The organism is Acidovorax sp. 99, assembly GCF_003096455.1.
Lineage (GTDB): Bacteria > Pseudomonadota > Gammaproteobacteria > Burkholderiales > Burkholderiaceae_C > Acidovorax > Acidovorax delafieldii.
On sequence record NZ_QEKU01000001.1, the window covers coordinates 3,727,302 to 3,739,362 of the forward strand.

General features: G+C 65.6%; 10 protein-coding genes. 4 read left to right on the forward strand and 6 right to left on the reverse strand.

The window, feature by feature from the left end:
- Window positions 1-24: 24 nt before the first annotated feature.
- The 5 genes from bamC to C8C95_RS17355 all read right to left on the reverse strand — a co-directional run bounded on the left by bamC (window position 25) and on the right by C8C95_RS17355 (window position 4,133).
- A complete protein-coding gene (gene bamC / locus C8C95_RS17340) occupies window positions 25-1,122 on the reverse strand; it encodes an outer membrane protein assembly factor BamC (RefSeq protein WP_099729773.1) in 1,098 nt (365 codons plus the stop codon).
- A 47-nt stretch (window positions 1,123-1,169) separates the two neighbouring features.
- Window positions 1,170-2,066 carry a 4-hydroxy-tetrahydrodipicolinate synthase gene (gene dapA / locus C8C95_RS17345; RefSeq protein WP_056061726.1) on the reverse strand — a complete coding sequence of 299 codons (897 nt, stop codon included), beginning with the start codon at window positions 2,064-2,066 and terminating at the stop codon, window positions 1,170-1,172.
- Between the two features lie 30 nt (window positions 2,067-2,096).
- Complete coding sequence (locus C8C95_RS17350) at window positions 2,097-2,651, reverse strand: class I SAM-dependent methyltransferase (RefSeq protein ID WP_116749385.1); 555 nt, start codon at window positions 2,649-2,651, stop codon at window positions 2,097-2,099.
- Window positions 2,652-2,741: 90 nt separating this feature from the next.
- A complete protein-coding gene (locus C8C95_RS23730; RefSeq protein ID WP_165836555.1) occupies window positions 2,742-2,897 on the reverse strand; it encodes a hypothetical protein in 156 nt (51 codons plus the stop codon).
- 18 nt (window positions 2,898-2,915) lie between these two features.
- Window positions 2,916-4,133, reverse strand: a complete 1,218-nt coding sequence (locus C8C95_RS17355; protein WP_116749386.1) for an MFS transporter — start codon at window positions 4,131-4,133, stop codon at window positions 2,916-2,918.
- A 158-nt stretch (window positions 4,134-4,291) separates the two neighbouring features.
- Here C8C95_RS17355 and C8C95_RS17360 point away from each other — a divergent pair, with 158 nt between their 5' ends.
- From C8C95_RS17360 to C8C95_RS17375, 4 genes are all read left to right on the forward strand, one after another.
- Window positions 4,292-6,274, forward strand: a complete 1,983-nt coding sequence (locus C8C95_RS17360; protein ID WP_116749387.1) for a DNA topoisomerase IV subunit B — start codon at window positions 4,292-4,294, stop codon at window positions 6,272-6,274.
- A gap of 52 nt (window positions 6,275-6,326) precedes the next feature.
- Window positions 6,327-7,154, forward strand: coding sequence for a lytic transglycosylase domain-containing protein (locus C8C95_RS17365; RefSeq protein ID WP_116749388.1), 828 nt, complete (start codon window positions 6,327-6,329; stop codon window positions 7,152-7,154).
- Window positions 7,151-9,508, forward strand: coding sequence for a DNA topoisomerase IV subunit A (gene parC, locus C8C95_RS17370; protein ID WP_116749389.1), 2,358 nt, complete (start codon window positions 7,151-7,153; stop codon window positions 9,506-9,508). The genes C8C95_RS17365 and parC overlap by 4 nt, the downstream gene beginning before the upstream one ends.
- Before the next feature lie 158 nt (window positions 9,509-9,666).
- Entirely contained in the window at window positions 9,667-11,457 is a 1,791-nt protein-coding gene (locus C8C95_RS17375; RefSeq protein ID WP_116749390.1) for a methyl-accepting chemotaxis protein, read from the forward strand.
- Window positions 11,458-11,577: 120 nt separating this feature from the next.
- Here C8C95_RS17375 and C8C95_RS17380 read toward each other — a convergent pair whose 3' ends face one another.
- Window positions 11,578-12,036, reverse strand: coding sequence for a RidA family protein (locus tag C8C95_RS17380; RefSeq protein WP_008906002.1), 459 nt, complete (start codon window positions 12,034-12,036; stop codon window positions 11,578-11,580).
- Window positions 12,037-12,061 lie beyond the last annotated feature (25 nt).

The window sequence follows — 12,061 nt, forward strand, 5'->3', positions numbered from 1 at the left end:
TGGGTGGCGGCCTGCGGCCGGCTCTTATTTCAGATCGTCAGCAATCACGCGCACGATGCGCTCGGCATTGGCCGAGGACTCGGGGGCGCCAGCCTCATTGAGCACCGACACGGTGGTCGACTCACCCTGGCTGCGCACCACAATGCGGTACTTGAGCGGAGGTGTTGCGGAGGTGGAGCTGAAGAGCTTGCTGAAGAAGCCAGGCTCTTTCTTCACGGTGTCCGGAGCCACGTAGCGCACGAAGTACGTGCCCTCATTGCGGTTGCGGTCTTCCACGGTGAAACCGGTGCGGTCCAGGGCCAGGCCCACCCGGCGCCAGGACCGGTCAAAGCCCTCGTCCAGCTGGACCACCGGCACGTTGTTGACCGTGGCCATGCGGGCGGCCTGGGCACGCGCTGCGGGTGCTGCGGCCACTGCCTTGGATTGCTCCTGACTGACGCCCAGCTTGACCATCAGGCGGCGCAGGAATTCGGTTTCGAGTTCCGGGTCGGATGGGCGGGGCTGCCAGACGGTGCTGTCCTTGGTGACGTTGCCATAGACCTCGACCATCCCGCGGTGGGTGATGTAGATCTCGGTACTGCCATTGGCATTGCGTTCCAGCCGGGTGCGGAACTTGTCCCGTTCGCCGGTCGAGTACAGGGACTCCATCAGCTTGCCGATGGTGGATCGGATGAAATCCTGGGGCAGTTTGGCGCGGTTCTCTGCCCAGTCGGTTTCCATGATGCCAACGTTGGCCTCGGACTGGGCCAGCGTGAAGCCGCTTTCCAGCCAGAAGTCGCGCACGGGCTCCCACAGCTTGTCGGCGGGGCGATTGACCACCAGCCAGCGCTGGCTGCCGTCTCGTTCGATCCGCACGTCGCCCAGCGACAGGGCCGCCGCGTTGGCGTTGCCCGACGGCTGCGCGGCCTGGCCTGCCTGCATGGCAGCGGCAGACACCGAGCCACCTGGCATGGCGTAGCGCGAGTCGCGTGACAGCTGGGTGAGGTCCGGGGGGACTTCCAGTGACGAGCCCTTGGCGGCGCTCTTGTAGTCGATCTTGTCGCCCTCCAGAATGCTGGTGGAGCAGGCGGACAGGGCCATGACAAGAGCCAGCAGGCTCAGGCGGGTGGTAGCAGCTTTCACGCGGAAATCCTTGGGAAGTGTCTCTGAGAGCGGGCGCAAAGCCCGGATTAGATCAGGCCGCTGGTGCGCAGTGCCGACTCGACCACAGCCTCGTTGCTGCTGGCCAGGGGCGTCATGGGCAGGCGCATGGTGCCACCACACAGGCCCATGCGGGACATGGCCCACTTGACCGGGATGGGGTTGGCTTCGACAAACAGGTGCTTGTGCACCGGCATCAGCTGAAACTGGATCTGCATGGCGCGTTGCACGTTGCCGGCCAGTGCCGCCACGCACAGCTCGTGCATCAGGCGCGGGGCCACGTTGGCCGTCACGCTGATGTTGCCGTGGCCGCCACACAGCATCAGGGCGACGGCGGTCGGGTCGTCGCCCGAGTACACGCCAAAGCCCTTGGGCACGTCACGGATGAGCCACTGGGCACGCTCGATGTTGCCGGTGGCTTCCTTGATGCCGATCACGCCGGGCACCTGGGCCAGGCGCAGCACGGTGTCGTGCTGCATATCGGCCACCGAGCGGCCAGGCACGTTGTACAGCACGATAGGCAGGTCGCCCGTGGCTTCTGCAATCGCCTTGAAGTGCTGGTACTGGCCCTCTTGGGTGGGCTTGTTGTAGTAGGGCACGACCTGCAGCTGGCTGTCGGCACCCACGCCGCGCGCGAACTTGGCCAGCTCAATGGCTTCGGCGGTGGAGTTGGCGCCGCAGCCGGCCATGATGGGCACGCGCTTGGCAGACTGTTCCACGGCCACGCGGATGATTTCACAGTGTTCTTCCACGTTCACCGTGGGGGACTCGCCCGTGGTGCCTACCACGCCGATGCAATCGGTGCCTTCGGCGATGTGCCAGTCGATCAGTTTGCGCAAGGTGGGGTAGTCCACGCTACCGTCCTCGTGCATGGGAGTGACGAGGGCGACGATGCTGCCGGTGAGTGGCACGGAAGAAGAAGTCATGTCCGCAGTGGTAAACGGTAAAAGGGCATTCTAACTAGCCCCGGTAGACAAAAGATGTCGTGAGGGTCCACCCGCCTGCGGGAGTTCCCGTACGGCCGTGATGCGTTGCACGAAACGCGCGGGTTCGTCGATGAAGCCGTCCTCATAAGCCACCACTCGCAGGTCCTGGCATGCCTGCAGCAGTTCGCCGTGCGCGAGCAGGAACTCCGCCCGCGCCGGGCGCCCCACGGTTTCGTTGCCCTGGGCAAAGGTTTCGTAGACCAGCACCCCGCCCGGCGCCACGCTGGCCACGATGGTGGGCAGCAAGGGGCGCCACAGGTAGTTGGTGACAACCACGCCGCCAAACTGGCGGCCTGCAAAAGGCCAGGGGCCGTTTTCGATGTCAGCCTGCACCAGCTCGCCCAGCCCTCCGCAGGCGGCCTGCGCCTCGGCCGACCGGTCCACGCCGACCACGGTGTGCCCTCGTTCCCGCAGATGGCGCAGGTGGCGCCCTGCGCCGCAGGCGACATCCAGCACGGTGCTGTGGGGGGCGATCAGGTGGCTCCAGCGCCGCACCCAATCCGAAGGGGCTTCTGTACCGTGCATACCGTGCATGAAACTATAAAAATGATAGCTACCTGCGCATGATCCACTAGCGCTTGCGGCCAAAAACGCTTGAAAATCCCGCCAAGGGTGTCAAAAACACGCCCACATCTGGTCGGCCAGCAGCACCATGAATTCGGGCACGGTGTACAAACCAAACACCACCAGGCACAGCAGCACGGCCACGGCACCGCCCAGCCAGCGCAGGGCACGCGGCGCGGGTTTGCGGGGCGGGGTGGTGTCGCTCATGCAGGGGGGACAAATAGGTCAGGCGGGTTGTGGGGTGTGGCGCGCGATCGGGCTTTCCTTGACTGGCAGGTTCACCAGCCCGGCAAAAATGCCCAGGCCGATCGCGATGTACCAGACGATATCGTAGCTGCCGGTGGCGTCATACAGATAGCCGCCCAACCAGACGCCCAGGAAGCTGCCGATCTGGTGGCTGAAGAACACAAAGCCGCCCAGCATGGACAGGTGCTGCACCCCGAATATTTGTGCAATGGTGGCGTTGGTGGGCGGCACGGTGGACAGCCACAGCGCGCCCATCACCGCCGAGAACACGTACACCGACAGCGGCGACAGCGGTACCAGCAAAAAGATGCTGATCGCCACCGCGCGGGCAAAGTAGATGAAAGCGAGGATGTGGCGCTTGGGCATGCGCTGGCCCAGCGTGCCCGCGATGTAGGTGCCAAACACATTGAACAGTCCGATCAGCGCCAGCGCATAGCTGGCCACCTGGGGCGACAGGCCATGGTCCTTGAGGTAGCTGGGCATGTGCACGCCAATGAACACCACCTGAAAGCCGCACACAAAGTAACCGGCCATCAGCAGGTTGAAGCTGGGGTAGCGGAAGGCCTCGCCCAGCGCCTGCGCAATGGTCTGCTCGCGCCTGACCGGGGCCGCACCCTTGAAGCCCGGCTCCCGCAGGCCAAAGGCCAGCGGCACGATCAGCAGCACGGCCATCGACAGCACCAGCAAGGCCTGCTGCCAGCCCAGGCCTGCAATCAGCCAGCCTTCGACCGGCACCATCAGGAACTGCCCGAACGAACCCGCCGCCGCTGCCACGCCCATGGCCCAGGAGCGTTTTTCGGGCGCAATCTGCCGCCCCAGCACACCATAGATCACCGCATAGGTGGTGCCCGCCTGCGCCGCGCCAATCAGCACACCGGCCGTCAGCGCAAACAGCATGGGCGTGGGCGACAGCGCCATGCCCGCCAGGCCCAGGGCATACAGGGCTGCACCGCCGAGCAGCACGCGGAAGGCCCCAAACCGGTCGGCCGCCATGCCCGCAAAAATCCCGATCACGCCCCAGGACAGGTTCTGGATGGCGATGGCCAGGGCGAACGACTGGCGCGTCCAGCCCATTTCCTGGGTGATGGGCAGAAGCCACAGCCCGAACCCGTGGCGGGTGCCCATGGACAGGGTCACGATGGCCGCGCCGCACGCCAGCACCTGGAACATGGATAGTTTGGGAGGATTCATATGCATGCGCAGGAATGTAGCCAGATTGGGCGAAACGCGCTGATACACCCGCGACCAATACAGTTGGCGGTGGGGGCGGCAGAAAATGCAGCGCTTGGCGCAGCGGTTTGAAGGGCTGGTTATTTATCCAGCTATTGTTGCGGTGCCGCACTACAATCCGCCCCATGGCAGCCAAACCCTCTTCTGTTTCCGCGAGCGAATACTCCGAAGGCTCAATCCGCGTGCTCAAGGGCCTGGAGCCCGTCAAGCAGCGCCCGGGCATGTACACCCGCACCGACAACCCCCTGCACATCATCCAGGAGGTGTTGGACAACGCCGCCGATGAGGCCCTCGCCGGCCACGGCAAGAAGATCCGCGTCACGCTGCATGCCGATGGCTCGGTCAGTGTGGAGGACGACGGCCGGGGCATCCCGTTTGGCCTGCACCCGGAAGAAAACGCGCCGGTGATCGAGCTGGTCTTCACCCGCCTGCATGCGGGTGGCAAGTTCGACAAGGGCAAGGGCGGTGCCTACAGCTTCTCGGGCGGCCTGCACGGCGTGGGCGTGTCGGTCACCAACGCCCTGGCCACCCGGCTGGAGGCCACCAGCTACCGCGAAGGCAAGGCGGCGCGCCTGGTGTTCTCCGCCGGTGACGTGATCGAGTCTTTGGTCGCCCGCCCGCTGGAGGCGGGCGAGCGCAAGCAGGGCACCTCGGTGCGCGTGTGGCCCGACGCCAAGTATTTCGAATCCAGTGCCCTGCCCATGGGTGAGTTGACCCATCTGCTGCGCAGCAAGGCCGTGCTCATGCCCGGCGTGACGGTGCAGCTGGTGAACGAAAAAACCCGCGACACGCAGACCTGGCAGTACAAGGGCGGCCTGCGGGACTACCTGATGCAGACGCTCAACGGCGACCCGGTGATCCCGCTGTTTGAAGGCGAGGGTTTTGCCGAAAGCGGCAACGAGAGCTTTGCCGAGGGCGAAGGGGCGGCCTGGGCGGTGGCCTTTACCGAAGACGGCCAGCCCATGCGCGAGAGCTATGTCAACCTGATCCCCACCAGCGCGGGTGGCACCCACGAAAGTGGCCTGCGCGACGGCCTGTTCAACGCGGTCAAGAGCTTTATCGAGCTGCACAGCCTGTTGCCCAAGGGCGTGAAGCTGCTGCCCGAGGACGTGTTTGCGCGCGCCAGCTACGTGCTCTCGGCCAAGGTGCTCGACCCGCAGTTCCAGGGCCAGATCAAGGAGCGCCTGAACTCGCGCGACGCCGTGCGCCTGGTCAGCGGTTTCGTACGCCCGGCGCTGGAGCTGTGGCTGAACCAGCACGTTGATTACGGCAAGAAGCTGGCCGAGCTGGCCATCAAGGCCGCGCAGACGCGCCAGAAGGCCGGGCAGAAGGTTGAAAAACGCAAGGGCTCGGGCGTGGCTGTGCTGCCGGGCAAGCTCACCGACTGCGAAAGCAGGGACATCGCCCATAACGAGGTCTTCCTGGTGGAGGGCGATTCGGCCGGTGGCAGCGCCAAGATGGGCCGCGACAAGGAAAGCCAGGCCATCCTGCCGCTGCGCGGCAAGGTGCTCAACACCTGGGAGGTGGAGCGCGACCGCCTGTTTGCCAACAACGAAATCCACGACATCTCGGTAGCGATTGGCGTGGACCCGCATGGCCCCAACGACACGCTGGACCTGAGCGGTCTGCGCTACGGCAAGATCTGCATCCTGTCAGATGCCGACGTGGACGGATCGCACATCCAGGTGCTGCTGCTCACGCTGTTCTTCCGCCACTTCCCCAAGCTCATCGAGACCGGCCATATCTACGTGGCGCGCCCACCGCTGTTTCGCGTGGATGTGCCTGCGCGCGGCAAGAAGCCTGCGGCCAAGATGTATGCGCTGGACGATGGGGAGCTGACGGCCATCCTCGACAAATGCGCCAAGGATGGCGTGGCACGCGAGAAGTGCCAGATCAGCCGCTTCAAGGGCCTGGGCGAAATGAACGCCGAGCAGCTGTGGGAAACCACCCTCAATCCCGACACCCGCCGCCTGCTGCCCGTGCAGCTGGGGGATGTGGACTTTGCCGCCACCGAAGGCCTCATCACCAAGCTCATGGGCAAGGGCGAGGCCGCCGCGCGCCGCGAGCTCATGGAGCTGCATGGCGACGCGGTGGAGATCGATATCTGACCGAGGGCTGTCCGACAGGTCTGCCATGAGGAATCCAAACAAGAATGGCGTCATGCGCTGGTATTTATTGGGTTGTTTGCTCTGTTTTTTGCAGCAAACGGCCCATGCAGACCTGTGGGCGCATGTGGATGAGCGCGGCGTGACGCACTTTGCGTCCGAGCAGGTCGATGCGCGCTACCAGCTGTTTTTTCGGGGCAACGACTTCGACTCCACGCGGGATGCACCGGCCAATGCATCGCCCATGCCCTATGCGCTGCCCGCAGCGGGTGCGCGCCTGCTGGCGTTTTTTGACATTGCGCCCGACTACAAGCGCGTCAAGCACCACCTGCGCGCTGCGTCCACCCAGCATGGCGTGGACTATGAGCTGCTGCAGGCCGTGATCGCCACCGAGTCCGGCTTTGACGCCGCCGCCGTATCGCCCAAGGGCGCCGTGGGCCTGATGCAGGTGATGCCCGCTACGGCCAGCCGCTTTGGCGTGAGTGCGGACAAGAAGCGCACGGTGGAGCAAAAACTGGCCGACCCCGCTGTGAACGTGCCCACCGGCACCCGTTACCTGCGCTACCTGCTGGACCTGTTCCCCGGCCGCATGGACCTGGCCGTGGCCGCCTACAACGCGGGCGAAGGCGCCGTGCAAAAGGCGGGCAACCAGGTCCCGGCCTTCAAGGAAACCCAAAACTACGTGCGCACCGTGCTGGGTCTGTACGCCCAGCTCAAGCCGCCAGCGCCCGTGTTGACACAGCGCGCCCTGCCGGGCCGTGTGCGCATGGAGCTATCGGGCGGCGCGCAGAACCGGGGCAACCTGCCGCCCACCCAGGTGGCACAGACCCGCAGCGCGCCGCAGACCGCGTTTGAACCCTTACCGACGATTCCGAACGAATGAGCGACCAACCCACTCTTGATTTCACCACCGCAGGCGATGACGGGGGCGACTCCCTGGGCCTGGCGGGCTATGCCCAGCGTGCCTACCTGGAGTACGCACTGTCGGTCGTCAAGGGCCGCGCACTGCCCGACGTGTGCGACGGCCTCAAGCCCGTGCAGCGGCGCATTCTGTATTCGATGGACCGCATGGGCCTGGGCTACAGCGGCCCCACGCGCAACACGGCTGCCAAACCGGTCAAGAGCGCCCGCGTGGTGGGCGATGTGCTGGGCCGCTTCCACCCGCACGGTGACCAGTCGGCCTATGACGCGCTCGTGCGCATGGCGCAGGACTTTGCCCAGCGCTACCCGCTGATCGACGGCCAGGGCAACTTCGGCAGCCGCGACGGCGACGGCGCTGCGGCCATGCGCTACACCGAGGCCCGCCTGTCGCGCATCACCAGCCTGCTGCTGGATGAGATCGACGAAGGCACGGTCGATTTCATGCCCAACTACGACGGCAGCACGGAGGAGCCGCGCCAGTTGCCAGCGCGCTTGCCGTTCGCGTTGCTCAATGGCGCCAGCGGCATTGCCGTAGGCCTGGCCACCGAAATCCCCAGCCACAACCTGCGCGAGATTGCAGACGCCTGCATTGCGCTCATCAAGACGCCCTCGCTGAGCCAGGAAGACCTGCTCGCGCTGGTGCCCGGCCCGGACTACCCCGGCGGCGGCCAGATCATCAGCAGCGCGGGCGACATTGCCGATGCCTACCGCACGGGCCGTGGCAGCCTCAAGGTGCGCGCGCGCTGGAAGATCGAAGACATGGCGCGTGGCCAGTGGCAGCTGGTGGTGAACGAGTTGCCGCCCGGCGTGAGCACGCAAAAGGTGCTCGAAGAGATCGAGGAAATCACCAACCCCAAGGTCAAGGCCGGCAAAAAGGCGCTCTCGCAAGACCAGACCCAGCTCAAGGCCAGCATGCTGGCTGTGCTGGATGTGGTGCGCGACGAATCGAGCAAAGACGCGCCCGTGCGCCTGGTGTTCGAGCCCAAGACGGGCAAGACCCCGCAGCAGGAGCTGATCACCGCATTGCTTGCCCACACCAGCCTGGAAACCTCGGCCCCCATCAACCTCACGATGGTGGGGCTCGATGGCAAGCCCGTGCAGAAGTCGCTGCGTGTGATGCTGGAAGAGTGGATTGCCTTCCGCCAGACCACCATCACCCGCCGAAGCCAGCACCGGCTGGACAAGGTGCTGGACCGCATCCACATCCTCGAAGGGCGGCAGACCGTGCTGCTCAACATCGACGAGGTGATCGCGATCATCCGTGCGGCCGAGGAGCCCAAGGCCGCGCTCATCGCTCGCTTCAACCTCAGCGACCGGCAGGCCGAGGACATCCTCGAAATCCGCCTGCGCCAGTTGGCGCGCCTAGAAGCCATCAAGATCGAACAAGAGCTGAAAGAACTGCGCGAAAGCCAGGGCAAGCTCGAAGACATCCTGAACAACCCCGGCTCGCTGCGCCGCACCATGGTCAAGGAGATCGAGGCGGACGCCAAGACCTTTGCCGACGCCCGCCGCACTCTCATCCAGGCCGAGAAAAAGGCTGTGGCCGAGGTGAAGGTGGTGGACGAGCCTGTGACCGTGGTCGTCTCGCAAAAAGGCTGGGTGCGCGCCCGCACCGGCCATGGCCACGAGGCCGCCAGCTTTGCCTTCAAGGCAGGTGATGGGCTGTACGGCACGTTCGAGTGCCGCACGGTGGATACCCTGCTGGCCTTTGGCAGCAACGGCCGCGTTTACTCGGTGGCCGTGTCGCTGCTGCCCGGTGCGCGTGGCGACGGCCAGCCGGTGACCACGCTCATCGAGCTGGAATCGGGCACGCAACTGCTGCACTACTTTGCGGGGCCCGCCAACGCCACGCTGCTGTTGTCCAACTCGGGCGGCTACGGCTTTCTGGCGGCGGTGGAAAACATGGTCTCGCGCCAAAAGGGAGGCAAGGCCTTCCTCACCCTGGGCGAGGGCGAAACCGTGTGTGTGCCATCACACGCTGCGGGCACCACGGGCAGCAAACCGGTGCTGCCGGCCACGCACGTGGCCTGCGCGTCCACGGGCGGGCGCATCCTGACCTTCGAGATCACCGAGCTGAAAACCATGGCCAATGGCGGCCGGGGGCTGATGCTGATCGACCTGGAAGACAAGGACCAGCTCGCAGGCGCGGCGGCCTACACGCGCAGCATTCGCCTCGATGGCGTGGGCCGGGGTGGCAAGCAGCGTGATGAGACGCTGGAGATCCGCAGCCTCAACAACGCCCGTGCCGCGCGCGGCCGCAAGGGCAAGGCAGCAGACCTGGGCTTCAAGCCCACGACAGTGACGCGCGTCGAGTAGTTGTTTTCGGCGGGGGCTCGGCCGGTGGCCCTGCGCCGCGCCGGTACCTCTCGACGCGCGGCGCCGAGGGCAGACCCTGATGCCGAGGCGGTCTGTTTGTGCGATGGTGAAAAAAAGAGCAACATCTGTACACAAACACAACGCTTCAGGAGACATCCATGCCCAAGCAATTCCGGATGGCGCACAAACTCTGGCTGGCGGTGGTGCTGATTGTGGTGCTGCTGGTTGCCGTGGTGGGTTTCTCCGGCTACCGCTCGGCCAAGGTGCAGGCTGAGGCCGATGCGATGGCCAAGGACATGGAGGCGCGCGTGCAGGCCGCGATCCGCTGGTCGGGCCTGACGGAAACCAACGCGGCGCGTACCCAGGCGCTCATCGTCAGTGGTGACGCCGCGGTGGAGGCCGAGTTCAAGGACGTGATTGCGGCCACCACGGCGCAGATCAGCGAGGTGCAAAAGTCGCTGGAGGCCATGGCCCTGTCCGATGCCGACAAGGCGCAGATGGCCAAGATTGCCGAAGCACGCAAGGCCATGATCGACTTGCGCGGCCAGGCCCGCAAGCTCAAGGCGGATGGGCAACAGGACCAGGCCATTGCACTGGTCAAGCAGTCCTACAACCCGGCCGTGGCCACCTACCTGCAAGCCCTGCGCGACTTTGTGCAGCAGCAGCAACAGAATGCGGCCGCCAAGCAGCTGGAGATGGCAGCCTCACGCATGCTCACCGTCAAGATTGCCGCGGTGGCCGTGGGCCTGCTGCTGCTGGCCATCATCGTGGGGGCGTATTACCTGATTGGCAGCATCCAGCGGCCCTTGGCCCAGGCCAATGGACTGGCCGAACGCATTGCGGGTGGCGACCTGAGCCTGCAGGAGGCTGTCACGCGCAGCGACGAGTTTGGCGATCTGTTGCGCTCGCTCTATGCCATGAGCAACGCGCTGGGGCGCATGGTGCACCAGGTGCGCCAAAGCACGGACAGCATTGCCATTGCCAGCGCAGAGATCGCGACCGGCAACCAGGACCTGTCGGCCCGCACCGAGCAGACCTCCAGCAACCTGCAGGAGACGGCGGCCGCGATGGAGGAGTTCACCAGCACCATCCAGCAAAGCGCGGGCAGCGCCCAGCAGGCCAGCAGCCTGGCTGCGGGGGCCACTGGCGTGGCCCGCCGGGGCGGCGAGGTGGTGACCCAGGTGGTGGCCACCATGGAGGACATCAACCACAGCAGCAAGAAGATCGCAGACATCATTGGCGTGATCGACGGCATTGCGTTCCAGACCAACATCCTGGCGCTCAATGCGGCGGTGGAGGCCGCGCGTGCCGGCGAGCAAGGCCGGGGCTTTGCCGTGGTGGCCAGTGAGGTGCGCAGCCTGGCCCAGCGCAGTGCCGAGGCGGCCAAGGAGATCAAGCAGCTCATCAGCGCGTCGGTGGAGAAGGTGGAGACCGGCTCGCGCCTGGTGTCCGATGCGGGCACGACCATGACCGACATCGTGCAGTCGGTGCAGCGCGTGACCGACATGATCGGCGAGATCACCGCCGCATCGTCCGAGCAGAGCGCGGGGGTGTCGCAGGTCAACAAGGCGATCAGCAACCTCGACCAGATGACCCAGCAGAACGCCGCCCTGGTAGAAGAAAGCGCTGCGGCAGCACAAAGCCTGCGCGAGCAGGCCGATCACCTGGCGCGCGAGGTGTCCATGTTCAAGGTCAACGCCGCCAGCTACGGGCCTGCACAGGCCGCCATTGGGGTCGCGCGCGGCGCGGCCAAGGCGACAACCACCATGCCCGCCACCCGCAACAAGCCCGCAGCGTCCGCCACTGCGGGCGGTGCCCCTGCAGCCCGCATCAGCGCTGCGAGTGCCCCGGCGGCACCGGCGAAATCGCCTGCATCATCGGCAGGCGTGAAGCAAGGTGCCAAGCACGGTGCCACGGCCGGGGCGGAAGAGGACTGGGAATCTTTCTGACACGCTGAGGTGGGCGCCCACCGGCTGCCGCGGGCCTCGGCGGCGGGACCCTGCGCTGCACAGGCAACAAAAAACCCATGGCAGTGATGCCATGGGTTTTTTGCTGGCGCGCGCGGTCTGTCAGGCCAGTTCGGCGATCAGTTCGATCTCCACGCACGCGCCCATGGGGATCTGGGCCACGCCGAAGGCGCTGCGGGCGTGCACGCCCTTCTCGCCAAACACCTGGCCCAGCAGTTCGCTGGCGCCATTGGTCACCAGGTGCTGCTCGGTGAAGTCGCCCGTGGAGTTCACCAGGCTCATGACCTTGACGATGCGTTTGACACGGTTCAGGTCGCCGCCGCAGGCGGCTTGCAGCGTGCCCATCAGGTCGATGGCCACAGCACGCGCAGCCTGCTTGCCTTCTTCGGTGCCGATGTCGCGGCCGAACTGTGCAGCCCAGGGCTTGCCGTCCTTGCGAGCGATGTGGCCGCTCAGGAACACCAGGTTGCCCGTCTGCACATAGGGCACGTAGGCGGCGGCAGGCACCGACACGGGGGGCAGGGTGATGTTGAGTTCTTTCAGCTTGTCGTAAACGCTCATGGTGGTCCTCGTTAGGAAGTGTGGG

Bases quoted from the DNA above. Each gene is read 5' to 3' on its own strand.
- dapA (WP_056061726.1), bottom strand. From the start codon at position 2,066: ATGACTTCTTCTTCCGTGCCACTCACCGGCAGCATCGTCGCCCTCGTC.
- C8C95_RS17350 (WP_116749385.1), bottom strand. From the start codon at position 2,651: ATGCACGGTACAGAAGCCCCTTCGGATTGGGTGCGGCGCTGGAGCCAC.
- C8C95_RS23730 (WP_165836555.1), bottom strand. From the start codon at position 2,897: ATGAGCGACACCACCCCGCCCCGCAAACCCGCGCCGCGTGCCCTGCGC.
- C8C95_RS17355 (WP_116749386.1), bottom strand. From the start codon at position 4,133: ATGCATATGAATCCTCCCAAACTATCCATGTTCCAGGTGCTGGCGTGC.
- C8C95_RS17360 (WP_116749387.1), top strand. From the start codon at position 4,292: ATGGCAGCCAAACCCTCTTCTGTTTCCGCGAGCGAATACTCCGAAGGC.
- C8C95_RS17365 (WP_116749388.1), top strand. From the start codon at position 6,327: ATGCGCTGGTATTTATTGGGTTGTTTGCTCTGTTTTTTGCAGCAAACG.
- parC (WP_116749389.1), top strand. From the start codon at position 7,151: ATGAGCGACCAACCCACTCTTGATTTCACCACCGCAGGCGATGACGGG.
- C8C95_RS17375 (WP_116749390.1), top strand. From the start codon at position 9,667: ATGCCCAAGCAATTCCGGATGGCGCACAAACTCTGGCTGGCGGTGGTG.
- C8C95_RS17380 (WP_008906002.1), bottom strand. From the start codon at position 12,036: ATGAGCGTTTACGACAAGCTGAAAGAACTCAACATCACCCTGCCCCCC.